This is a genomic window from Bacillus sp. Au-Bac7, assembly GCF_021341655.1.
In the GTDB taxonomy this organism is placed as follows: domain Bacteria; phylum Bacillota; class Bacilli; order Bacillales; family Cytobacillaceae; genus Niallia.
The window spans coordinates 735,434-760,105 of the sequence record NZ_JAJTTG010000001.1 but is presented as its reverse complement, the minus strand read 5'-3'; the positions used below and the strand labels follow the sequence as shown (position 1 = coordinate 760,105).

The following is a 24,672-nucleotide window of genomic DNA, read 5'->3' as shown; positions in this document are numbered from 1 at the left end:
ATTTTAGCATACACTTATTTAAAAAGCAGTTTCTATTTTAAGGAGGATTTAAAAATATCCGTATGATTATCATTACTTCGTAATGCACAAACATATTCATTGCTTCGAGGCATATAGCAGTAATCCTTCTGCCATTCTTCTTTATACATGATTATCTTTTTAAAAGCATGGATAATAGAATAAACTTCCTTATTGGTCATTGTCGGGTGAAGCGAGATTCTTATCCACCCTGGTTTATTTGTGAAGATGCCCTTTTGAATCTCTGCACTTATTTGCTTAGATTGCGCTTTACTCATACCAAGCAAATAGTGACCGTATGGGCCGGCACATGAGCAGCCGCCTCTTACTTGAATGCCGAATCGGTCATTCAAAAGCTTTGCTCCAAGATCAAAATGCAGCCCTTCACAAATTACGGAAATAATACCATGGCGGTTTTTATTTTCACCGTCCAGTATCGTTATTCCTGGTATTTTACTTAATTCTGTCATTGTCAAAGCGACAAGCTCCTGTTCACGTTGCTGCATTTTCTGGACATTCATTTCTTCCTTTAACTGAATAGCGAGAGCAGTCCTAATTGCTTGAAGAAAGCCTGGTGTTCCGCCGTCTTCCCGCTCTTCCAAATCCTTTTTATAAAGAATGTCTCCCCATCCGTTCGTAAAGTCAACTGTTCCTCCACCTGGATGATCAGGAATTTTTGCATGAATGAGCTTTTTATTCATTATAAGAACGCCGCTTGTACCTGGTCCACCTAAGAACTTATGAGGCGAAAAGCAGATGACATCTAGGAATGCTTCCTTATCCTCGGGATGCATATTCATGGTTTCATATGGGGCGGATGCAGAAAAATCAACAAGACAAATCCCGCCATATTGATGCATTAGTTTTGCTAGCTGATGATAATCAGTTTTTCTGCCCGTTACATTGGAGCAAGCAGTAAACGCTCCTATTTTCATATGCCTTTGCTTATGCAATAGAAGCAGCTCCTCTAAGTGACTGTAATCCACATCGCCATTGGCATCTGGCCGGATTGTGATTACTTCTGCCGCAGTTTCAAGCCACGACAGATAATTGGAGTGATGCTCCATATGTGTTACAAAAACAATTGGTCTTTCCTTAATAGTCAGCGTTCGTTTGTCCATATGTTTAATGCCGATTAATCTTTGAAATTTATTGATAACACCTGTCATGCCAAAACCATCAAAGATTAGAATGTCATCATCATTTGCATGCACGTGATTTTTAATGATGCTTTTTGCCTCATGGTAGGCATTTGTTATATAGGTGCCAGTTATGTTGGACTCTGTATGTGTATTTGCTACATAAGGACCAATTATGTCAACAAGGTTATCTTCAATTTTCCGATACAATCTTCCGCTCGCTGTCCAATCAGCATATAATAATTTTTGGGTACCATAAACAGTAGGGTAGGCAAAATCATCTCCGATAATATGTTTCTTGAATGAGCTAAAGTGTGATTCTAGCTCCGTCCCAATCACATATGTCGATTCTCCAATTTTAGCTCTTATCAACCTAAATCCTCCCTCTCTCTCACTTACTAACCTATGTTAAAATAAAGAAAGAAGTTAATCTAAATCCAGAAAAATTTTTTAAAAAAGAAAGGGGCTGAAAGCTTATGGCTATATTACCCGATTTTGCTCATGCTTTCCTAGAGGATTTGCACGAAGCCGGACGCTCTAAATTGACGCTAAAACAATACGAATCAGACTTGAAGAAGTTTTTTTCTTGGCTTGAAGCAGAACAGAAAAAAACGGATATGGATACGTTAAAGGCATTAAGAAAAGACGATATTCAAAAATACTTCGTCTACCTGCATAATAAAAAACTTTCCCATGCGACGATTCGCCGGTTAGCGACAGTGCTGAGCCGTTTCCTGAAATATTATCAATGTATTGCAGCCCATGATATTCATAAATTATCACACACAGCACCGCTCCGTTCCTTAACAAACAATGATTTTATTGAGAGTGAGGAGTTCACTAAACTGATCTATACTATGAAACTTCGATACTCGGAAGCAACAGGAAAAAAAGCAGCACGAAATTTTTTAGTGGAGCGTAATGCTGCCATTGCATCCCTTATCAGAGCATTCGGGTTAACACCGACAGAAGTGTATGCCATAACGATGGAGCAAATGAATCTTTCGCAAGGAGAGCTTTCGATACCTTTTGGGACAACGATGAAAAAGTTTGCTGTTGAAAATCAGATTATGGAAGATATCAGGACATATTTTTATTCTATTCCGAAGCTGTTTCGCCCGAAATATCACTCTAAGGATCCGCTTTTCGTTGCTTTTAATAATGTGTCTCTATCCTTTCAATATGATTATGACAGACAGAAGCCAAAAGCTTTATCCGTTCGTGCCATCCAGGAAATGATAAAGGATGAAGTCAAGCGGGCAGGCTTGCGAAAAATATCAGCAGTGACCTTACGGAATACAGCAATTTTAGAGGAAATTCAGCAAGGCAAATCTGATGAATATATTATGGAACGCTTCTCTCTTACAAGTGAAGCAGCATTGAGAAGATATAAACAATACTTGCTTGCGATGGATGAAGAAGTCTCCTCCAAGTAAATAAGAGCAGATGGATAATTCCATCTGCTCTTTTTAATCAGGCAAAGTGGTCAACTTCTTTTTTATTAAAAATACCTTTTCTAAAAACAGTCTAATCCGCGGGTATTTATCCTTCTTCTCCCACTTGCTTATCATCGTTAATACACTTGTTTTCGTAGACGCATAAGAGCCTATTGCAGAATAACCATAAAACCATCCCATAAACAGACCTGCTGTTAAACTATGTCTATGGCTGAAAAAGACAGAAATTATTAGTCCTAAAATAAGAGCGGTTGTTGGTCTGAATTTTTTAGGAATAGGAAAAAGCCACTTTATAAGCTGTGTAAGTACCATCACAATCGGCACTGCCGCCACGGCATCCCAGAAATTCGTCTGTATTGTCGGAAAGTCCATCATAGCCCCCCTTAAGATAGAAAAGCTCCATGCTCTTATTTTGCTGTTGCTATAAGGAAATATGCGGGTTTAGTAAATATAAAAAAAGCCTCAAGTTCAAAAACTTAAGACTGTAATAACCATTACGAAGAACCGCCAACCGTTATCGTAACCTCAATTTGTTCATTTTCAACTGTTTCGTTTGATAGCAGCTTTAATAAATTATTAGCAGCGATACAACCCCATTCAGAGCTGGAATAGCTGATGGTGCTTAATCTTGGCACCATATATTGTGCTAATTCAATATTATCAAAACCTACAAGGAACACATCTTTGCCTATTTTATATTCCTTATCCTGAAGATAATTATAAATCCCAACAGCCATTTCATCATTTAAGCAAAATATTGCAATCGGCTCCCTGCAGTCTGCAAAAATTTGTCTTGCTGCCTCTTCGCCAGAATCTTTTAGGAAATTACCTTGTATTTCAATCAGCTCCACATTTGGGAACGAAAGTAATTCCTCCCTGACACCTTCCAGCCGTTTTTTGGAATCATAAGAACCAGCAGGACCTGTAACTGCATACAGCTTGTTCACCTTATGATGAAGAAGCTTCCTTACAGCTATTCTTGCACCAGCTTTATTATCCAAAAGCACTCCTTTAATATTTTCATGATTAAGCTCCCTGTCGAGCACTACGATTTTATAGCTTTTGTCAGCATAATTAAGCAGCTCTTCGTCAGTAAATGCCTGATCTAAAATAATACCGCCATCTATAACCTTTTCGAGTAAAAGGCGATGAGAATGAATACCAGAGCACGCAATTAATTCATACCCCTTCTCATTTAAAGCCTCACGCATCCCCCGAAGCAGCGGACCATAGAAATATCCTCCATAATCAGCCAAGAAGACACCGATTATCTTTGTTTGCTTTACCTTTAGCATTCTTGCCGCAGCATTAGGAACATATCCTAACCGATCAGCAATTGCCAATATCCGGCTTCGTGTCTCTTCCGTTACTTTTGGGCTCCCATTAAGCGCATACGAAACGGTTGAAATCGATACACCTGCCTCTTTTGCGATATCCTTAATTCCTGCCAATACGAATCCCTCCAATCTTATAAAAGTTGCTATGTAAAATAAATCAATAATACTATTTTATCAAAATTACTAGGATAGTTCTTGTTGTGTGCAAGTTATTTTTTATGTAAGGAAGGGAGCCAGGAAATCGTCTGGATTTCCTGGCTCCGCTTATAAACGTTTTATTTTCCAAATAATCCACTGCAAAAACTTAGATGCCCATTAAATTAACTTTCTTTTGTTATCAACGCAAATCTCCCAGACAATACATCCTCACTGCTGCTGCCCACATACAATTCAAACAAGCCTGCATCACTAGTAAAGCTCATATCAGAATGGTAGTAGCGCAGCTGTTCTTCTGTAATTTGAAATTGGATGTCCTTTGTTTCCTTTGAGTTTAAGGTTACTCTTTGGAAGTCTTTTAGTTCTTTGACGGGACGGACTACTTCGCCTGACAAATCACGAATATAGAGCTGAACAATTTCTTCTCCGGAGTATTCTCCGGTATTTGTAATGGTTAGTGTGACTTGAACGGGTTTATCTGCGCTCATCTTATCGGAGGACAATCGCAGATTAGTGTATGTGAAGTTTGTATAGCTTAAGCCAAAGCCAAATGGGAGCAGCGGCTTATTTGGAATATCTAAATATTTGGATACATAATGATCACGGCTTACTCCGTCATAGGGACGGCCTGTATTATAAGCATTATAGTAAACTGGAATTTGCCCTGCTGAATAGGGAAAAGACATAGCCAGTTTTCCTGAAGGGTTCACTTTTCCATATAGAATATTAGCTATTGCAGCGGCTCCTTCTGTTCCAGGATACCATGCTTCGAGCACAGCATCAGCTTCATCTAGGACACCGTGTAAATCAAGGGGACGGCCGTTGAACAGGATGACAGCTATTGGTTTATTTAATGTTTTCATCTGTTTAATTAGCTGCAGCTGCGCCTCCGGTAAAGTGATATCACCACGGCTGCAGGCTTCACCGCTCATGGAAGCATTTTCGCCGACTGCAAGAATTAGTATATCCGCGGCCGTCGCTGCTTCTATTGCCTCAGCAACTTGTTCTTCTGTTATAGTTTCAACATTACAACCTTGTGCGACGGACAGATTTTCTGTCATTGTTTTTAGTGCTTCATGGAGGTTTACTGTCTTTTCGATTTCTCCTTTCCAAGACCATGCTCCTAAGATGTCCGATGATTGTGCGAAAGGACCAATGAGGGCGATTTTCTGCTGTTTGTCCAAGGGCAACACGTTCTCATTTTTTAAAAGAACACATGATTTCTCTGCCAGTTTACGGGCAACTTCTCGATTGCTCTTAGAAAGGATCACTTCTTGTTCCTTTGCAGCATCTGCAGCTCTATAAGGATTTTGGAATAACCCGAGCTTATCTTTCAGCTTTAGAATGCGCATCACTGCCTCGTCTAATAATGCCTCTTCCACTTTCCCTGTTTCTATCAGACTTTGCAGGCTGCTGATATAGCAAGGGGTCATCATTTCAATATCAACACCAGCAGTGATTGCCATACGGGCTGCTTCTGCTTCGTCATCAGCGACTCCATGGGGAATTAACTCTTTGACTGCGCCCCAATCTGATATCAACACACCATTAAAACCCCATTCCTCGCGAAGAATTTCTCGCATGAGCCACTTGTTGCCGCTAGCTGGAATCCCATCAACGGTGTTAAAGGATGTCATGACCATTTCACAGCCTTCATCTAGTGCTGCTTTATAGGCAGGCAGATAGGATTCTCGCATTTGGCGTTCAGACATGTTGACAGTGTTATAGTCACGACCTCCTTCTGAGGCACCATAGGCAGCAAAATGCTTCACACATGCAGCCACTTTGCTGTAATCTTCCGCCAGATTACTGCCTTGAAAGCCTCTCACAAATGCTTTGGCAAAAGCACTGTTTAAAAAAGAGTCTTCCCCTGTCGATTCAAGCACTCGGCCCCATCTCGGATCACGGACGAGGTCAACCATTGGTGCAAAGGTGACATGTACACCAGCAACTGCTGCTTCACTAGCCGCGACCGCTGCACTTTTTTCTGCCAGCTCCATATCCCAAGAACAGCCAATCGCTAAAGGAATCGGAAAGATTGTTTTATAGCCATGAACGATGTCTGACATGAATAGGAGTGGAATTCCATGACGATTGTTTTTTAAATGCTCCTCTTGTATTTTTCGCACCGTTTCTGCTCCAGAAACACCTAAAACAGAACCGCTGTTTTTAACAACAAAGCCGCTGATGTTCATCTCTTCAAATGGACCAGTTATTTCACCTGCCAAGCCGTAATAAAAATTTCCGGCGAGCTGGATTAATTGTGCGACCTTTTCTTCTAATGTCATGTTATGAATTATTGACTTCAGATTGAGCTCAACCATCTTTCTGCCTCCCCTTATCCCTTTATCGAAACGTTTCACTAACGATTACAATTTGAATTATAAGCGTTTTCATTTCTGAGGTCAACTTAAAAACCAAGGGGAGGACTTAATACTATAAACTTGCTACTATTGTTTGTAAATTTTGCAAACCGATTTCGACACTCACTAATGGTGGCTGAGTAAATGCTTCTTGTTCAACGATCAGCCACTCTGTACCATTCTCGTAAGCTTTTTCAACAATACCCTTTATATTTAAACTGCCATTGCCGACTTCTGTACTTTCCCGTTTACTAGCATCCAAGTCCTTCACATGGATTAGCGGAGTTCTATCCTTCCATTTGTCCAAATAGTCAATAGCATTTATTCCTGCGTATTCTAGCCAGTATGTGTCAAGCTCTGCATTTAAATAGCCGGCTGGCACTGCCTTAAACAGCCTATCAAGAATAAACTCATCATCATTGCGGGCAAATTCATGGTTATGATTATGATATAAAAGGGATAATCCTGCAGCTGCAATCTTAGCACCTGTTTTCTGCATCTTTTCTGCAAAATCATTCCACTCCTCGATCGTAGGAAAGTTTGCCCAAGGACACACAATATATTTATTTCCAAGCTCTTGCTCAAATTCTATTACCTTGTCTGTGTTTTGCAAAATATCCTCCATGCTGATATGAGAACCGGCAATTTTCAACCCTAGCTCCTTTAATTTTGCTTTTATTTCTTGTGCACTTTTCCCGTAATAACCTGCAAATTCCACACCGTCATAGCCCATGCTTGCTACCTTTTCCAACGTCCCGAAAAAGTCTTGCTCAGCCTCCTCTTTTACACTCCATAGCTGCAATGCGATTGGCATTTTCATAGAATCTCTCCTTTTCATGGTTTGTATAAAATACTCAAGTACTTCTTTATATATTCGAACGTACTTTTCCTCCTCTTCTGTCTAAATAATCGATTATTTTTAAAGTGAGTTGCAAAAGTTTAAAAAACATTCATTATTTGTTCATAATTTGACAGTATGATAGGTTATAAGGCTCATTTTTGTAAGGAATAATGAATAAGGGAGAATACATCTTGCTGAAGGAAAGGGATTGCAAAGAGGAAAAGCTTAATAAGTTGCTTATTAAAATCAATCATCTTCGCTGTGAGTTGTTGCTAATTGCGTCACAGGAAGGTTTAGAGAGTCTTGCTGTTTTGAATATCAGCCAAGAACTTGATGTGTATATCGTCAAATACCAGCAAGTCCTCGGCAGCATAAAAATAAACAAGTAACAGCCTCCTTTCCAAAATGAAAAGGAGGCTAAGGTAGTTTACTGTTCTGTTGCACCGTTTTCTTCCCAATATATTTCGGAGAAGACGTCGGCAAAAGCTTCGATTGTCCTATTCAGTTCTTCTTGGTTATTGTCGACACCGCCTACTTCAAGAAGGATAGCTTTATCTGAGTAGTTTTGATTGTATATACCATTGCCTGAATCCTGACTTTTTCCAAATACGCCTCTGCTGATACCAGGATACTTAGCAGCAAGTTCTTCATGCATTTTTTTGGCAAAAGCCTGGTTTTTTTCATAGCCTTCATAACCTTCACCGACAACAAAAACTATCTTTGCATATGACTTGCCATTAATAGTAGCCGTTGTTTTATCTTTCCGCAATGAATCTCTGTGTATATCAATTAAATACGTAAGATCTTTGTTTTCTGCCATGGCTGTTTCTACAATTTCACTTGAAGCATTATAAGAAGCAGTATACTTCCACTTCCGGTCTAACAGTCTTTGATTCATATTTGTTTTATCATGCTGAACCCCTATCCCTTCGTTTTGCAGAAGGCTAGTTAATTTAGTACCAAGACTGACTACATTAACCCGTTCATCCGCACTGATTGCATCATCTGGGTCTTTAGCATTCTTCAACAGTGGCAAATAAGATTCTAAATTATGTGTTTGATAGATAAGAACCCGTTTTTCTGAGGAAGTTTGATTTGAATTGTTGTCTTCTGATTTTGGGGTATCTTCGGTAATTTTTTCTTCGTCTGCTTCCTTCGGATTTTTTAGTATTTCATCAGAAGGTGTTGATTCATACGGCAATTGGGCGATGGTTGTCCCTTCTTCAGCAACAATGATTTTTGTATGATAAAAGCTTAGCTGGGGCAGCTCTCGTCCTAATAGTGTTCTTGTATCATCAAGGCTGATATTTGTGGCAACCTGAAAGAATAGGTTTGATAAGGAAATAGCGCTTCCTTCCTTTGGAAAATAGTGATTTTCAAAGTTAAAGAGCTGGGAGTATAAATTGGTGGCATCGACCTTGTCGAGGGCCTCTCTTATATAATCAGAGGAGAATTTTTGTGAAACTAGTGAAGTCGTTGCACCAGAAATTAAGATAAAAACAAGGATGACTCCTAAAACAGTAGTGTAAATGTATTGGAAATAGTATTTTAATTTTGATATATGCATAGGTCGTCTCCTTTCTCTCTAAATTTATATTCAATTGTAAGAGATTTAGAAGAACGAATTTATTTAACTTTTAGTTGCTTTGGTTTATTTTTTTATTTATAAATTGAGTGCGTAAAATTTTTTATAAATTTGTTAAAAAAGCGTATGTAGTAGCTCCCTTACATACGCGAAAATCTTATTTAAAGGAAAACAGCAGCTCTGTTTCACAGATTAATTCACCGCGAACGGTTGCGATTCCTTTTGCTTTGGCAATCGTTTTTTTGACCTTTGTGACGAAAACCTCCATACAAAGCTCGTCACCTGGAAAGACTGGTCTTCTTATTTTACAGTCATTTATTTTTGCTAATAACGCCCATTTGCCTTCATGTTTTTTTTCACTGTGAATGGCTACTGCTGTTACTTGAGCAATTGCTTCAATGATTAACACTCCCGGCAAAATAGGGCTTTTTGGGTTTTGACCTGTGGCAAATGTGTCTTCTTTACTGATTTGCTTAACACCTACAGCCATTTTGCCAGCCTTCAATTCCAAGATTTCATCTACGAGGGGCAGCGGATAGCGGTTTAAAATATCTTTTACAATGGCTAAATCAATCATTGCTTTTTCCCTCTTGCATCCAGCTGCAGCTGCAGACTTGCCATAACATCAGTCATTTCTTGCGTCAGCTCCGCAACATCTTTTCTCGAGCCGTCTTCCTTTTGCAGTAAAATCGGATCGCCGAACATTACTCTAATTTTATTTCCTTTTAGCAATCCCTTAAGATCTGTCGGACCGCTGTAAGCTGCTGGCACAATCGGCACTTTAGCAAGATTGGCGATTGTTGCTGCTCCTCTTTTCAGCGGAACATCCTCGGACGTTCTTGTCCCGCTTGGAAAGATGCCGACGATTTTCTTCTCTTTCAACAGTTTAACAGGCGTCTTAATACTGCTAGGCCCAGGATTTTCCCGGTCTACTGGAAAGGCGTTAATGCTGTTAAGAAACTTGGCAGCATTAGGCTTTGTGAACAGCTCTTTTTTTGCCATGAAGTGAATCTGTTTCGGCAATAGTGATGTTCCAAGTGCCACAACATCGATCCAGCCAATATGAGAGCAGGCAACAACATAACCTGTATCCTTTGGCAGTTTATCCTTGTTTATCGCCTCACTGCGCCCAAATATTTTTAAAACAATATTGGCAAAATTACTTGTGAATGTATACATGTTAAATCTCCTTTATGTAAAAATACAACGAATTATTTATGATTAGTATAACATCTGCTCTTAGTACTAGATACTATATTTTTCTATACCTTTAATTATATACTATCCAACTGAAAAAGAGTAGTCTCATCTACACACAAAAGGAGCTCATTCCTAAGCTCCTTAAGTGATTATTCTAAGTCATCCTTGTTAATAAAATTATCCTTGATTACTGTATCCTCTATATTGCCTTTAGTGACTGCTACTGGATCGAGGAGGATTGCTGGAACGTCGATTTTGCCGTTGTTCACTGTTGCTGTTGTTTCGATTTCCTCCTGATTCCCCGCCTTCATCGCGATATTTGCAGCATTTTCTGCAATTGCTTGAATCGGTTTATAAACTGTCATTGTTTGTGTTCCTGCAAGGATGCGTTTAATTCCGTCAACCTCTGCATCTTGGCCGGATACTGGAATCTTTAAGCCGCTTGCCTTTAAGGCATTAATAACACCGCCGGCAGTGCCGTCATTTGCTGCGATAACTGCCTGAATGTCATTTTTATTAGCTTTTAAAGCTTGCTTCATGCTGCTCTCGGCTGTTTCTGGCTTCCATTCAGCTGTATATTGATCATATACAAGCTTAATTTGTCCTTTATCTATATACGGCTTCAGCACTTCCATAGCTCCTTCTCTGAAGAGGATGGCGTTATTGTCTGTCTCAGCACCGCCGATATAAGCAAAATTCCCTTTATTTTGTTTTTTCAAAATTTCTTGTGCCTGCAGCTGGCCGACTTTTTTATTATCATAAGAAATATAATAATCAACATCAGCATTTTTAATTAATCGGTCATAAGATATTACTTTAACATCTGCCTTATGAGCTATTTCCACTATCTCGGCAGATACTTCGGCATTATGAGGTACAACGACTAAAACATCAACACCTTCTGCAATCAACAATTCAGCCTGTTTAATCTGCACACTGTCAACCCCGTTGGCAGCAAGTGTTTTCACCTCACCGCCAAGCTCCTTAACAGTCGTTTCAAAAGCATCTTTATCTTTATACCAGCGTTCTTCTGCGAGAGTATCGAGAGAGAAGCCGACATAAACTTTACTATCATCTTGTGAAAGCTTTATTTTAGCTGTTTCCTTAACTGTATCTTGAGAGCAGGCGGACAGAAGGGAAATGCTTAGTACCATTGCTCCTGCTGCTAGTTGTTTATGCAGTTTACGCATGTCCCTTTTCCTCCTTCTCTAGTTCAAATTTTTGAATCATATTGTTCATATCATCTACCATTTGCGTAATTTCTTTAAAGTTTGCCGTAATGCTTGTCATCATATCATTTTGCTGCATCATCGAAGCAGAAACTTCTTCAAAGGACGCTGCTGATTCTTCCGACACAGCTGCAATCTGCTCAACAGATGTACTTATGCCTGTGCTCGTTTTGCTGAATTCTTTAATGATTTCAGAAATGTTCATCGTTTTATCTGTCAGATTAGCAATGCCTGCCAGGATTTCATTAAAGGAGCTTTCCGTTAATTTAATTTGTTCTGCTCCTTTGTTTACTTCCTCATACCCTTTTTCAAGCTGAGTCAGAGATTCAATACTGTTCTCCCGAATGGCTGTTACTAATCCTGTAATATCATTAATAGAATCAGAAGTTTGCACAGCCAACTTACGCACTTCCTCTGCCACTACAGAAAAACCTTTGCCAGCTTCCCCTGCTCTTGCTGCTTCAATCGAGGCATTTAAGGACAGCAAGTTTGTTTGCTCTGCAATTGATTTAATAAATGTGACAAGTTCAGTAATATTAGCTGTATTGCTTTCAAGCTCTTTCATTTTCTTAACGCTGCTTGTTACAACTGTATTAATCGTATGCATCTGTTCTAAGGACAAATGCATCAGTCTGCTTCCCTCTTTGCTTGACGTTGTAACAGCCGCGGATGTTTTTACTAATTCATTTGCATTTTCATCTGCTTCGGCAATTTGATGATTGAAATCTTGCATATTTGCGGCAATCGTTGAGGCTGCATCTGCCTGGACATTGACCCCTTCTACTAGCTCCATTACTGTCGTTGTCATCATATCAATTGTTTCGCTTACCTCAACAGCTGCTTCTGATACTTCCATACTTCTTGAATCAAGATTTGTCGACATCCCAGAAATACCATGTATTGTCTCTTTTAAACTTGAGCCCATTTTATTAATAGATTTGGATAATTGACCAATTTCATCACTGGAATCTTCCGCAAGTGGTGCAATAGCGAGCTTTCCATTTGCGATGGAATCGCTTACCTCAATGACATGTTTTAACTGATTTTGTACTCTTCTTGAGATGATGATTAAAATAGCACTGGAAACTACAATTGTCACAACAGTCAATACGCCGACAAGCAAGCTAGTTCTGCTTACAAGGGCTTTTAATGCAGTTATTGACTGATTATTTTCTGCAGCGACAAGCTTGTTCAACTGCTCCCCTTCATCTGTTACCTTTACTTTTAACTCTGTGATTTCTTTTTCCAATTCTTTATATGCTGTTGTATTAAAGTCCTTCACGTTCGGAACAACAGAGTTGAAAAATATTTCATCAATTTTTTGGTTATTTTCAATCAGCTGTAAATATATTTTTTTCGCTTCTTCGCCTTCTATACTACTCTCGACTTTAAGTGCAGTCGCTGTAAACTTTTTACTTAATTCTAAGTATTCATCAAGTTTTTGATCGTTTGCATCAAGAAAATAAAGCGGTATTTGCGTATTTTTCTCTTGAAATAACGCCACTAACTCCATTGTGTTAATACTTAGCTCGTTTTTGCTGCTTACTTCATCGTTGTTTTTGGACATCTTATTTAAGGATACAAAGGTTATTGATATAGAAGTGATAAATAATACAAGTGTCAACAAAAACACAATTCCATATTTATAGCCTATTCTAAGATTTTTGAATTTAAATTTTTCTGTCAAAAAGAGTCCCTCCTATCTCTACCGGTAATATCGACAGCCGCAAACAAATGTTGAATAGGTTATGAAAAAAATTTTTCCTCCCAAAAAACATGATAATAAAACAGCAATAAAAAAAGGATTCTGTCTGCAGAATCCTTCGCACTACTAAGTTTTCGTTATCCTAATCTCTCAGTTTAGTATATTTTTAGAGTAAACGAACAAATCACAACATTTGTTTATTAAGCCATTGAACTGTCTTCTCTATCAGTTGTTCATAATGACTGGCACAAGAAAAAGTATGCTCTCCGTTTTCTATGATAAAAGCTTCTGCTGTGCCATTTGCACGTTGTTCGTAATTCCGTTTATATTCTTTTAGGTAATCATGGGGAATATCTGAATCACCATTGCCATGCAAAAGCAGGACATCACCATTAAAGCTGGTGCATTCTTGCAAAGGCTGATACTTTTTCATCGACTGAAAGAAATAGCCTGAAAGTGGATAGCCGTAAAAATCGATTGTCTCGGTTTCTGTTAAAGCGGAGACATCATCCGCTCCGACTATTTTCGCTAAATCTTCATACGGGTTTCCAACGGCTGCCCACTGGATTAGCTTGCTTACTCTGTCATCTCTGTTCGCTTGAAGCAGTGTTACAGCGCCTCCTAAACTGTGACCAAGAAGAATAATTTCGTCTGTTTCCTCTTGTCGGCATGCATAGTCTATCACTGTTTTCGTTTGAGCAATCAGGTCACTCAAACCAAATTTGCCGTACTCGCCTGTGCTTTCACCGCAGCCTGCATAATCAAATCGATACACAGTATAACCGTTATTTACAAGCTCTGCTGCTGATTTCACAAAGAGACGATCCACTCCAATTCGGCTGCCAATTAAGCCATGGCAAATCAGGATAACATGATTATTTTTATTAGCTCTGTTTCTTGGATAGTCGATGGAAAGGGCAAGTTCTTCTTGCTTCCACATTAGCCTTTGATGAATTGTCATTCGTTTACCTCCCATTATCCCCTTAAATAAACTTTTCTTACAGGTTTACTTGGTTTTAATATACGCTTTTTTCTTATCTTTATATTATAGAGGGAAAACTGTTTTTTTGTCAAAAAGAATTAAATAAACTGACATGTAATTTATACTATGAAATAATAGATAGAGAGTCTTTTCATTTAGGAGGAATTATGCAATATTATACCGATTATCATCATCACTCCAATCATTCCTTTGATTCCAAAGCCGATATGGAGGAAATTTGCCAAAGCGCAATCCATAATGGCGTTCATGAAATCTGTTTTACAGAACATTTTTCTGTCAACCCGAACGCGCCTACCTTTGGGCACATGGAGTGGGAAAAGTATTTAAACGATATTAATAAATGCAAGGAACTGTTTAAAGGAAAACTCACGATAAAGCTCGGGATTGAATTATGTGAACCTCATCAAATGATGGACAGCTATCATCGTGTGCTGTCACCAATACCTTTTGATTTCATATTAGGATCTGTCCATAATTTAGGTGGCACAACCCTTAGAAAGTTTATGAATGCACATCCTGAAAAGGATATATACGAAGACTATTTCCTTGAACTAAAGGAAATGGTTAAAAATGCGGATATTGATGTTATCGCCCATTTTGACTTAATGAAACGCTATGCTTTTTCTACAAGAGGTTTATATGACTTTACTAAGCATAAAGACTTAATCGCTGACATTTTGACAATCGCCATCAACAGGGAAATCGGTCTTGAAATTAATACATCCGGCTTAAGAACAAGCCTTGAGCTCTCTATGCCACATGATGACATCTTAAAGCTGTATAAAGAATTAGGCGGACAGCTTCTGACAATCGGTTCTGATTCCCATCATGCCGCAACAGCAGGCGCAGGTTTTAAAGAAGGAATCGAGCTTGCAAAGGCATGTGGATTTACCCACTTCTACACATATTCTTTGCGTAAGCCGACCGCTGTTAAAATTGGCTGATTGAAAGCTTTCCTTACGAGGTGATTTTGCACCTCGTTTTTGTATATATAATCAGATTATTGGTAATGACTCCATCTTATAAAAAGCCACTTTTTCTGGTGATTTTCAACAAAAAAAGAGGTGCCCTATGCACCTCTTTTCGACATTATAGATAAGAAACTATCAATTCACTGCTTCCTTCCAGTTCAAAGCTGCCAAAATCGCTAGGCAGTAGGAAGTGATCGCCTTTTTTAAACGGATAAACAGCAGAATCTTTTTTAATGCTGCCTTCCCCTTCAATAACACTGCATAGAAGAAATGGTTTTGTCTGATTGTTTATGCTCGAACCTTGTAGTTCCCATTTCTCAACAGAAAAGTAAGGGCACTCAATAAAGGTGGTTGCTGTTAAGTCACCATTTGTTTTTACCTTCACATCATACTCGTCCGCTTTATGAGGAACTGTTGTAACAGCAACTGACTGTTCAACATGCAGCTCTCTAGTATTGCCGTTTGCATCCTTCCTGTCATAATCATAAACACGGTAGGTTGTATCGGAATTTTGCTGTGTTTCCAGTATAATTATGCCTTCGCCAATTGCGTGAATAGTCCCACTTGGCACGAAGAAGAAATCACCTTTTTTAACTGGCACTTTATTCAGCAGCTCAGTCCATATATTTTCAGTAATCATGCTGGCTAATTCTTCTTTTGTTTGAGCATGGTGGCCAAAAATAATTTCAGCACCTTCCTTGCAGTCTACAATATACCAGCATTCTGTTTTTCCTAGCTCTCCATTTTCATGAACTTTTGCATATTCATCATTCGGGTGCACTTGGACAGATAAATCTTGATTGGCATCCAAAATTTTTGTCAGTAAAGGAAAACGGTCTCCTTCGGCATTTCCAAATAGCTCACGGTTGTTTTCCCATAATTCACCTAGAGTCTTACCAGCAAACTGGCCGTTTTTAACAACGCTCTGTCCATTTGGATGAGCAGAAAAAGCCCAGCATTCACCTGTAGTTTCTGTTGGTATATCGTAGCCGAAGCTGCGAAGCTCCGTTCCTCCCCAAATACGGTCCATAAAGATCGGATTAAAAAATAGCGGTTCAAAATTCATATAGTTTTAGTGCTCCTTTAAATGTTTGTTTTCCAAATTTATTCTACCATATAATGGGGCAATTTCTATCTATTTTCAAAATAAGAAAACAAAAATGGCAGGATTAACATCCTACCATGCTTCCGAGCTTTTTTTCTGCTTTGCTTTCTTTTTTAGTTGAGCTTAACGAGCTAGCTTCACTCTCCTTCATACGGCGCAGGAGCTTCTCCTTTTGCTCAACTGTTGAATTTTTACAATTGATTGCCGTGCGAACTGCGAGCTTCTGCACATATTTCTCCCATTCTGCTTGAGCCATACTTGTTTTATCAAGACTGGAAGTTACCGCCTTCTGCACGACAAGCTCCGCTAATTGCTGCTGCTTTATAATACAGAAGACAGAGCGGAAAAGCTTCTGGGCAAGGACTGCAATATATGCTTCGTTTATGTAATTGTCAGTCATTTGCACCTCCGCCTTTCCTATCATTCACTTATTTTTCCAGACTATTTTTAATACTTTCTGGTAAGTTTTCTTCCGTAATATAATTTACTTCTAATCCATATTGATCTCTTGTCTTTACATATACGGCATATTTTTCTTTCCCATAAGAATAGGTTGAAATAATCTCTTTTTGTAAGCTTTCTGTATTTACTTCTACTTTATTTGAAAGCTTATCTAGTTCTTCTTCAATATTTTCAGGAACATAATCATAATCACGGTTAATATCAATCCCTAAATCACGAGCTTTAAACACAACAACTTTTTCAACAAATTCCGGTTTGATGGTCAGTTCATTATGATATCCATGCTTTTTTAACCATGCAATCGTTTGTTTATCTTTTAAGGTTATAAAACTATCATAATAATTGTAATTATTTTCATCATTCTCTTTTAGGATAGAAATACTTGCAGAAGAAATATATCTGGTTTTCATATCCTCATATGACTCTTTCTGCTTGTCAGCAGTTAACGCAGACAAAAAGCCTTTAAGTTCTTCGGGATTAGTTATGGTAATAGCTCCGCCTTCATAAGAAAATTCGAGCGTTACCTCTGTAATATTCGTTTGTGACTCAAAATCATACACTTGCTGCTTATATTCCTTTGATTCATAAATCGGCTTAAGCCATTTACTATAATCATCTTGATTAATTGTGTATGTTCTTGTCACTTTCTTATTATTGTTGAGCTTATATTCTATTGTCAGCGGTATTACACTTTCCCCATATATTTCTACTGTGTTTTGTGTTTTAATCAATTCACGTTGCATCTCTATAACTTTTTCCATGTTTTCTGAAGAAGACAGTTTCTTCATTGCCTCATCTGTATACGTCATACTGTCATTTATAGCTACGCTTTTAATGTCATTCACTTCTGGAATGTATTGTTCATATTTGTTAATTAAGAATGGTGAAACTCCTGCCACAATTACTACTGCAATAAAGAAATAAGCATATCCTTTTAGGCGGTTGAATACTCGCCATGATTTTTGGATAAACATTTCACCAATCAAATAGCCGATTAATGAGCCGATTAAAAGACCAAACAGATGAAAACCGATGCCGTTATTCATCACTTGAAAATACAAACCAGCCAAAAGCATAAAGCAAATCGTGACTGTGTACTTAAACAATCCTCTCAAGTTACGGAATGTCAAGGTCTGATATACAGTTTCAGCATTGCGTCTTTTGTAAAGAAGCATTGCAGCCACATAAAAAATGACTGATAGGACGATATAAGCTATACAAACCTTTAAGTCTGAATAATTGCTGTAGATGATGGCTGGTGCCAGTATCGGTGACAAATATATTAATTTGTCAGAGATATATTTTTCGAGAGGAAAACCATACACATAGGTGCTGAAGTTATAAAAAAGCATAAAGATAACTCCTGCTGGAAATAGCAGAAAAAGAGCTGTAAACAATCCTTGAGTAATGGATAAACCTGTAAGCATGCCGACAAAGATACAAGCAAAATATATTACCGATGTATAAACAGTAAAAATGCCAATCCAGCTCCAAATACTTTTAATAGAAATAAATATTCCTAGATCAAAAATTGAATAAGCTGCCATTAGAATTAAACCATTTAAAACTACTGGTAAAACTAACACAATAAAGCCGTTCCAAGTGAAAAAATGAAACAGGAACTTTCTGCTGACAGGCAAGCTGTGCATTAAATCGCTAAATGCTTTATTTTGTATATAACGAAACAGAAAAATGCCAAGCAAGATAGGAGTCAACAATAAGACACCCATTTGAATCTCTGGAATGACATCGAAAATCTGTTCAAATACTATGTTATTTCCCCATTCTCTATATTCCTTTTTGTCTAAGAGAACTAGATGCATTGGTATCGCAAAAAACAAGACTAAAAAAGAAAGAATACCAATCCAGCCGACATTGCGGAAGATTAATAGATATAATTGCTTATAATATAAAGGTTTCTTTGATGGCATAATCTAATTCCTCCATTTGATAAATAAAAATCTCTTCTAATGTAAGAGGCAAGATATCCAGCAATAAGGGCGATAATAGCTCAATCTGTTTGACAATTGCTTCTCTATCTCCTTTAACGATAAGCATGCTGACACTTCCACGCTGTTCAAAATGAACAATGTCTAAAGAATCTTTCAATAATTCTTTTGCACCTTGTTCGGAAAAAGCGACTTGGATTTTGTGGAAATCAAGCTTTATATCATCAATATCATTTTCAATCAAACATTTTCCTTTATGAATAATGCTGATATGGTCACATAAATCTTCCACTTCTGAGAGATTATGAGAAGAAATGATAACCGTCATTTCATTTTCTGCGACTTGGTTTACGATTAGTTTCTTTACTTTCGAACGTATAACAGGATCCAAGCCGTCAAAAGGCTCATCTAATATTAAAATTTCCGGCTGTGTGGAGAAAGCAAGCCAAAAAGCGATCTGTCTTTGTACACCTTTGGAAAAATGATGGATTTTTTTATTTTTGTCTATAGCTAGCTGATCTCCCATTTTATTGAATAATTCATCATTCCAATTGGAGAACTGTTCCTTGTAAAAAGAAGCCATTTGTTTTGTTGTATAATGCGGTAAAAAAGAAGGATAGTCTGCAATAAAGAACATCTTCTGTTTCAGGGAAGTATTTTCAAATACCATCTCTCCATCTACTGTTACCGTTCCTTCTTCCTGCTTATAAATTCCCGCTATCATTTTTAAGATTGTTGTTTTTCCTGCCCCGTTGGAGCCAAGCAGTCCATAAATGCTACCTTTTCGTATATTCAAACTCATATGGTCGAGAATGATATCCTTATCAATGCGCTTTACGACTTGTTTTAATTCAATCATCGGCATTATTCCCTCCCCCTTAATTAATCAATTTCCTGATATGCATAAGCAAATCCTCAGGCTGAATGCCTAAGTACAATGCTTCTTTCACCGCTTTTTCCAACCTCTCTAGCGCCTCTTTTATTTTGCTGTCATCTTGAACGAACTCAGAAGCCTTCACAAAGCTGCCCTTTCCTTGAACGGAATAGATGTAGCCTCTTACTTCGAGCTCACGATAAGCCTTTTGGATGGTATTCGGATTAATCGTCAGCTGTGTCGCCATCGTTCGAACAGATGGAAGCTGTTCATCAGCCTTCAGCACTCCTGTCACAATCAGCTCGATCAACTTTTCCACCAGTTGTTCATAGATAGGTGTCCTGCTTCTTATATCCAGTTCAAACATATTCAGCCCCCCATCTGTACTAAGTGTACTATTATGCGTAATACAGTTATTATATTATATAAAAAGCTCTAAAAAAAGAACTAAAATGAATTTTTTTCCTTTATTTCCATTTTCATTTCTTGTCAGTTTGCCATTTCACAGAGCAAATATACCTCTTATTAGCAAGAATACCATGTAATATATTGCTGAGATTTCCCATACAGGAATGGTGCGTTTCACTTTTGACATACATCTTTGTTCATTTTTTGTTTTAACTGCAGATTATTTAAATTAAATTAATATTTTTATTGCTTGTCCCTAGTTTCTGCAAAGATCAATATTCCAATTTAGAAAAGCAGTATTTTTTTCTTCATAAAAAAACAGGATAGATAACTATCCTGCTGCGGTATTTTAAGCTATTTAGTTGCCGTCTTTAAATTTCTTTAATGCCGTTCTTGTTTCATCCATATATCTTTTAAGTCGATATGGTTTGCTTAGCGCACGTTTTGGAAATTCTCCAAGAAATTTATTTAAATCATCTCTGTATTCTTGGGTTAGTCTAGTAGGTTTTGTAACAATTCGTTTATATATTTCTTTATATAGCTCTCTTTTCGGATTCAAATGCATATCAAGTTTACGGTGGCAATTTGTACACTCTGTACTAGAGATTTTATGGTTTAAATATTGAACACTGTGCAGAGTTTCATCTTGACAATGTGAACAATATAGGAAGACATCTAATTTTGTGATTTCCATCGTAATCTCTCCTTATCCTTAATGAGGAAAATTGATTCCGTATTATGATGCATCGTAAATACCACTAATTAACATTATTATATTCGATTTTTTCTGGATTAGGTACAAGATATACAGAAAAATTTACTCACGTTATGTTTTTAATAATAGCATTTGCAGTTAATTCATCGGTAATCAATACATCAATAAACTTGCCCTGTAATGCCCCTAATATACTTGCAACTTTATGTTCCCCTTCCACAACTGCAATTACATTTTTGATTCCTTTAAACTCTTCCAACGTAATGCCGATTACTTTTGTATTTAACGAATCATTGATAGGCTTCCCGTTTTGATCGAAAAAGCGGAAGCCTATATCGCCGATTGCACCTACGTCTCGAAGTTGGGCAAGGTCATTTTCTTGTAAATATCCTAGTCTCAATAATGTTGAATCATCAAAAGGATTTCCGATTCCGATGAGAGCAACATCTACATTCCTGCCTATTTCTAAAACTGTTTGAATATCCTCCATCCCCATCAGCCGCTGTTTTAGTTCTTCTGTTTCGACAATGGCGGGTGCATACAAATAGGCACATGTACTTTGGAGTTTTTTCGCTAATTCGTTTGCCAGTTGGTTTGCATGGATTTGTACTTGTTTAACTCCCATCCCTCCTTCTAATGGAACAACGGTAATATCTTCTTTTCGCTCAAAAGGATACTCCTGTACGAGATTAGCTAACGTTTCTCCCCAAGAGATTCCAATACTTTTAACGTCTTTCATATTGTTAGAAATATAGCTGGCCCCCGCTTGACCTACTTCCCGTTTTGCTCTTTCTGCCGATAGCCCATTATTAGGAACAACCACTGCATCTGCTAGGTCAAAATATTGCTCCAGCTTTCTTTCTAATTCTACAGTGTGCACACTTTCATCCTTTATATATATCTTAACGATTCCTTCATCCTTTGCCCTTTGCAATAACTTTGAAATAACTGGTCTTGAAACACCTAGTTTTTGGGCAATTTGTGCTTGTGTCCAGCCGTCATTATAGTACATGCTGGAAACCTTCACTAATTGTCGTTTTTCTTGCCATTCCACGCTTCATCATCTCCTCTTTCTACAGCCAATCCGTAATTACAAATGTTATGTATAAGAACATATTACAGCATATTTTTAGGAAAATCATTACGTCTTATCATAAAAAAACCGAGAATTATGATTCTCGGGGAAACTGTTTATAAGACACTTTTATATGTTCTTCCGCCATCTAACAGCAAGATTTGGCCATGCACATATTTGCCTTCCTCACTGCTTAAATATTTTACCGCCTGACAAACATCAATTGGTGTACCAAGCCGTCCAATTGGAATGGCTTTTTTCAGCTCAGCCTTTGATTGTTCTGTCGGATATAAAATATCGAGCATATCTGATTCAATTACCCTTGGTGCGACAACATTTATATTTATATGGTTATTTCCCAATTCTTGAACAAGGGATCTCATTAACCCAAATGCCCCGCCCTTTGAGGCCGTATATTGGATTCCGCCGCCAGTGCCAGTAATAGCAGAGCCTGACCCAATAATAACGATGCTTCCGCCGCTCTCGATCAACGGATATATGAATTTAATGCTGTAAAAAAGACCGTGCAGGTTTATAGCCAATGTTTTTTGCCAAACAGCCCAATCCATTTCAAGTAAGCTGATTGATTTTGTAATACCTGCTGAGTAAACAAGTGTGTGAATGGTGCCAAACCTCTTTTTTATTTGTTCTGCAAGGAGTTCGATACTTTCCCAAGAACTAGCGTCTGCTTCCAATGGAATAAGAGTACTTTGGCCGTTTTCTAGAACTAACTGTTCCAAGGATTGTTTATTAATATCTGCAACAGCAACCTGATGTTTATCTGCTGCATAATGTAACGCAATTTCCTTGCCGATGCCACTTGCTCCGCCTATAATAAGAATATTTTTTTTCATATACAGCACCTCAAATCATAAACTATTCTTCATCCAAATAAGCTGAACATGCTAGTAACGTCTTATTTGCTACTGCTTCGATCATGTGTCTTCTACTCTTTAAAGGGAGTGACTGATCATGTAGCTTAACAGGAACACAAACTTCCTTCACCTTTATGCCCTTTTCTTTAAACTCTCTTGCCAAGCCCTTTGTAAATGAGTTTAATGCACTTTTGGATGCCGCATAATGAGGACCAATATCTCCTGTAAATGCCGCTTGTGAAGTTATATTAATAATGGTTCCGCTGCCATGCTCTATCATGGCTGGGAGAATTTCCTGACAGCATAGAAAAGGTGTATCCAGATTTCTTTGAAAAGCAGCTAACCATGTCTGTGGTGTCAGCTGATCAATTGTAAAGCTATCCTTCTTTTCTGCCAGATTGATGAGAATATCTATTTTTTTATCTTCTGCGATGATTTTATTGACTACCGTTCGAACCTCTTCACGTGAGTCCAATTTACTTATAATAGTGGTTGTATTCACATAATGCTGATTGGAACCTGCTGTATTTTCGCTAAATTGATGACTCCAAACCTTAGCGCCATTCTTTACAAGCTTTTCGCAAATAACGGTACCAAGACTATCATCCGCTCCTGTTACTAGTACTATTTTTTCATTTAACCTTAAATCAACCATTGCTCCCCCTCTTTCTATGGTGTTATTAGCACTTTCAAAACACTTGCAGTAGGATTATGTGCCGTTGCGATTGCTTTATCTAACTCTGCTAACGGAAAGCGGTGGGTAATCATCCTTTCTACATCAAACACTTTATTTTTCAACATATACACAGCTTTTTCATAATTATATGGATTGGAAGAGTAGGAGCCGATTACTTTAATTTCATCATTAAAAAATTTTGCTGCAGGTATGGCTACCTCTGTGTCTTTAAATGGTGCAAAAACTAATACGGTCCCGCCTCTTGCAACACATTCCAATGCTTCAGGTAAAAGAGAGGAAATGCTGGCGGAAATGATGATGATATCTGCTCCCCTTCCATTTGTCAGCTCTAATACTTTTTCTGCTACATTTTCCTTTTGACTGTTAATAGCCTCATCAGCACCGAACTCTAGTGCTTTATCCAAACGAAAAGGATTAATATCACTGACAATAATGTTGGAAGCATATAAGGCTCTGGCAATTTGTACTTGCAGGAGGCCAATTTGGCCAGCGCCCATAATAAAAATCGTATCTCCTGGGTGTGTATCTATTAATTCAAAGCCATGAAGACAGCAGGCGATTGGTTCGACAAGCGCTCCTTGTTCATAGCTCATTCCGTTTGGAAGTAGCCCCATCGTATGTTTTACATGCAATGCTGGCACACGGATATATTCAGAAAATCCGCCTGGATCTAGATTGGTTTGTTTAAATTGCGCACATAAGCTGAACGAACCTCTCTTGCAATAATGGCAGGTGAAGCATGGAACATGGTGAGCGACAAATACTCTATCACCCACTTTGTAATCCTTTACTTTAGCACCTGTTTTCACTATTTCCCCTGAAACTTCATGGCCAAGAACAGTTTCAGGCGGCACTGTTTCGTCGATTACTTTATGAATATCTGTTCCGCATAGTCCGCAATACTCCATGCGAATTAACACTTCCTCGTCACCGATAGTAGGAATATGCCGCTCTTCATAGTTTATTTGTTCCTTGTTATAGTAAGCAGCAACTTTCATCGGCAGTGCTCTGTCATTTTGACTGTACGGTTTCACCTTCATGCTTTTCACGTCCTTCTGCTTGTGCTTTTATTATGGTTAATAATTCTTGATACCCTTCGAGCTTATTAGAAATCCAATAGCGGCCTCCTAACAGACGGAAATTGCCAATTCTGATAAAGGATTTTCCTACATATCCATAATCTTTAACGGTAAATTCTGTGACCTCTTGCCATTTATACTCATGCTTTCGCCAAAACCCAATAAATGCGATTGCCTCAGAAGTGACAGTAATTTGCGAAGGGTTATTTAAACCAATAACAGAGGAAACAAATAATAGAGGCATCACGATTAAAACAAGCAAATAAATACCCTCTGAACCATTATTTATTAGGCTGTTTATAGCCCAAATAAACATGCCAATCATTAAGATCACAGGAAAAATAATAGAAAACCAAAATACTGTTGTACTGTAGCGATAGTGCTTCATCATCTCTCCTCCATTTTAAAAAAGCAAAAAAACACAACATC

24 protein-coding genes and 2 pseudogenes are annotated in these 24,672 nt (G+C 38.0%); 3 read left to right on the top strand and 23 right to left on the bottom strand.

Annotation, left to right across the window (positions count from 1 at the left end; genetic code table 11):
- Positions 1-32: 32 nt before the first annotated feature.
- The gene (locus LXM54_RS03905) at positions 33-1,529 is read right to left on the bottom strand and encodes an aminotransferase class V-fold PLP-dependent enzyme (RefSeq protein WP_233313777.1); all 1,497 of its coding nucleotides are present in this window, start codon (positions 1,527-1,529) and stop codon (positions 33-35) included.
- A 104-nt stretch (positions 1,530-1,633) separates the two neighbouring features.
- On the opposite strand from LXM54_RS03905, the gene LXM54_RS03900 reads away from it, so the two are divergent.
- Complete coding sequence (locus LXM54_RS03900) at positions 1,634-2,593, top strand: tyrosine-type recombinase/integrase (RefSeq protein WP_233313776.1); 960 nt, start codon at positions 1,634-1,636, stop codon at positions 2,591-2,593.
- Between the two features lie 135 nt (positions 2,594-2,728).
- Here the strand turns inward: LXM54_RS03900 and LXM54_RS03895 are convergent.
- From LXM54_RS03895 to LXM54_RS03880, 4 genes and pseudogenes are all read right to left on the bottom strand, one after another.
- A pseudogene (locus tag LXM54_RS03895) lies at positions 2,729-2,986 on the bottom strand (hypothetical protein); the annotation flags it as partial.
- 122 nt (positions 2,987-3,108) lie between these two features.
- Positions 3,109-4,065, bottom strand: a complete 957-nt coding sequence (locus LXM54_RS03890) for a LacI family DNA-binding transcriptional regulator (RefSeq protein WP_233313775.1) — start codon at positions 4,063-4,065, stop codon at positions 3,109-3,111.
- Between the two features lie 206 nt (positions 4,066-4,271).
- Entirely contained in the window at positions 4,272-6,431 is a 2,160-nt protein-coding gene (gene bglX / locus LXM54_RS03885) for a beta-glucosidase BglX (RefSeq protein WP_233313774.1), read from the bottom strand.
- Between the two features lie 112 nt (positions 6,432-6,543).
- A complete protein-coding gene (locus LXM54_RS03880) occupies positions 6,544-7,290 on the bottom strand; it encodes a sugar phosphate isomerase/epimerase family protein (RefSeq protein WP_233313773.1) in 747 nt (248 codons plus the stop codon).
- Between the two features lie 212 nt (positions 7,291-7,502).
- On the opposite strand from LXM54_RS03880, the gene LXM54_RS03875 reads away from it, so the two are divergent.
- Positions 7,503-7,700: an aspartyl-phosphate phosphatase Spo0E family protein gene (locus tag LXM54_RS03875; protein ID WP_233313772.1), complete on the top strand. Its 198-nt coding sequence runs from the start codon at positions 7,503-7,505 to the stop codon at positions 7,698-7,700.
- A gap of 38 nt (positions 7,701-7,738) precedes the next feature.
- On the opposite strand, the gene spoIIP is transcribed toward LXM54_RS03875, so the two are convergent.
- The 7 genes and pseudogenes from spoIIP to LXM54_RS03845 form a co-directional block, all read right to left on the bottom strand.
- Positions 7,739-8,878 (bottom strand): stage II sporulation protein P, encoded by a 1,140-nt coding sequence (gene spoIIP, locus LXM54_RS03870; RefSeq protein ID WP_233313771.1) that lies wholly within the window; start codon positions 8,876-8,878, stop codon positions 7,739-7,741.
- Between the two features lie 175 nt (positions 8,879-9,053).
- Entirely contained in the window at positions 9,054-9,473 is a 420-nt protein-coding gene (fabZ, locus tag LXM54_RS03865) for a 3-hydroxyacyl-ACP dehydratase FabZ (protein WP_233313770.1), read from the bottom strand.
- Positions 9,470-10,075, bottom strand: coding sequence for a lysophospholipid acyltransferase family protein (locus tag LXM54_RS03860; protein ID WP_233313769.1), 606 nt, complete (start codon positions 10,073-10,075; stop codon positions 9,470-9,472). The genes fabZ and LXM54_RS03860 overlap by 4 nt, the downstream gene beginning before the upstream one ends.
- Before the next feature lie 170 nt (positions 10,076-10,245).
- A complete protein-coding gene (locus tag LXM54_RS03855) occupies positions 10,246-11,286 on the bottom strand; it encodes a sugar ABC transporter substrate-binding protein (RefSeq protein ID WP_233313768.1) in 1,041 nt (346 codons plus the stop codon).
- Positions 11,279-12,118 (bottom strand): methyl-accepting chemotaxis protein, encoded by an 840-nt coding sequence (locus LXM54_RS28415; protein ID WP_442780429.1) that lies wholly within the window; start codon positions 12,116-12,118, stop codon positions 11,279-11,281. Before LXM54_RS28415 ends, LXM54_RS03855 begins: the two co-directional genes overlap by 8 nt.
- Before the next feature lie 126 nt (positions 12,119-12,244).
- Positions 12,245-12,838: pseudogene (locus LXM54_RS28410) on the bottom strand (HAMP domain-containing protein); the annotation flags it as partial.
- A gap of 376 nt (positions 12,839-13,214) precedes the next feature.
- Entirely contained in the window at positions 13,215-13,991 is a 777-nt protein-coding gene (locus LXM54_RS03845; RefSeq protein WP_233313766.1) for an alpha/beta hydrolase family protein, read from the bottom strand.
- A 188-nt stretch (positions 13,992-14,179) separates the two neighbouring features.
- Between LXM54_RS03845 and LXM54_RS03840 the strand changes: the two genes are divergently transcribed.
- Positions 14,180-14,977, top strand: coding sequence for a histidinol-phosphatase HisJ family protein (locus LXM54_RS03840; RefSeq protein WP_233313765.1), 798 nt, complete (start codon positions 14,180-14,182; stop codon positions 14,975-14,977).
- Positions 14,978-15,122: 145 nt separating this feature from the next.
- Here the strand turns inward: LXM54_RS03840 and manA are convergent, their stop codons facing one another.
- From manA to LXM54_RS03785, 11 genes are all read right to left on the bottom strand, one after another.
- Entirely contained in the window at positions 15,123-16,070 is a 948-nt protein-coding gene (gene manA / locus LXM54_RS03835; protein WP_233313764.1) for a mannose-6-phosphate isomerase, class I, read from the bottom strand.
- 103 nt (positions 16,071-16,173) lie between these two features.
- Positions 16,174-16,509, bottom strand: a complete 336-nt coding sequence (locus LXM54_RS03830; RefSeq protein WP_233313763.1) for a hypothetical protein — start codon at positions 16,507-16,509, stop codon at positions 16,174-16,176.
- Positions 16,510-16,537: 28 nt separating this feature from the next.
- Positions 16,538-18,502, bottom strand: coding sequence for a DUF6449 domain-containing protein (locus LXM54_RS03825; RefSeq protein ID WP_233313762.1), 1,965 nt, complete (start codon positions 18,500-18,502; stop codon positions 16,538-16,540).
- Complete coding sequence (locus LXM54_RS03820; protein WP_233314749.1) at positions 18,474-19,379, bottom strand: ABC transporter ATP-binding protein; 906 nt, start codon at positions 19,377-19,379, stop codon at positions 18,474-18,476. The genes LXM54_RS03825 and LXM54_RS03820 overlap by 29 nt, the downstream gene beginning before the upstream one ends.
- 19 nt (positions 19,380-19,398) lie before the next feature.
- Positions 19,399-19,761, bottom strand: coding sequence for a GntR family transcriptional regulator (locus LXM54_RS03815; protein WP_233313761.1), 363 nt, complete (start codon positions 19,759-19,761; stop codon positions 19,399-19,401).
- Positions 19,762-20,160: 399 nt separating this feature from the next.
- A complete protein-coding gene (locus LXM54_RS03810) occupies positions 20,161-20,496 on the bottom strand; it encodes a bh protein (RefSeq protein ID WP_233313760.1) in 336 nt (111 codons plus the stop codon).
- A gap of 127 nt (positions 20,497-20,623) precedes the next feature.
- Positions 20,624-21,529 (bottom strand): sugar-binding transcriptional regulator, encoded by a 906-nt coding sequence (locus tag LXM54_RS03805; RefSeq protein ID WP_245399977.1) that lies wholly within the window; start codon positions 21,527-21,529, stop codon positions 20,624-20,626.
- 179 nt (positions 21,530-21,708) lie between these two features.
- Positions 21,709-22,446 carry an SDR family NAD(P)-dependent oxidoreductase gene (locus LXM54_RS03800; protein ID WP_233313758.1) on the bottom strand — a complete coding sequence of 246 codons (738 nt, stop codon included), beginning with the start codon at positions 22,444-22,446 and terminating at the stop codon, positions 21,709-21,711.
- Between the two features lie 22 nt (positions 22,447-22,468).
- Entirely contained in the window at positions 22,469-23,122 is a 654-nt protein-coding gene (locus tag LXM54_RS03795; RefSeq protein ID WP_233313757.1) for an SDR family NAD(P)-dependent oxidoreductase, read from the bottom strand.
- A gap of 14 nt (positions 23,123-23,136) precedes the next feature.
- A complete protein-coding gene (locus tag LXM54_RS03790; RefSeq protein ID WP_233313756.1) occupies positions 23,137-24,204 on the bottom strand; it encodes an alcohol dehydrogenase catalytic domain-containing protein in 1,068 nt (355 codons plus the stop codon).
- On the bottom strand, positions 24,176-24,634 hold the full coding sequence (locus tag LXM54_RS03785; protein ID WP_233313755.1) for a hypothetical protein: 459 nt from the start codon (positions 24,632-24,634) through the stop codon (positions 24,176-24,178). The genes LXM54_RS03790 and LXM54_RS03785 overlap by 29 nt, the downstream gene beginning before the upstream one ends.
- Between the last annotated feature and the right edge of the window lie 38 nt (positions 24,635-24,672).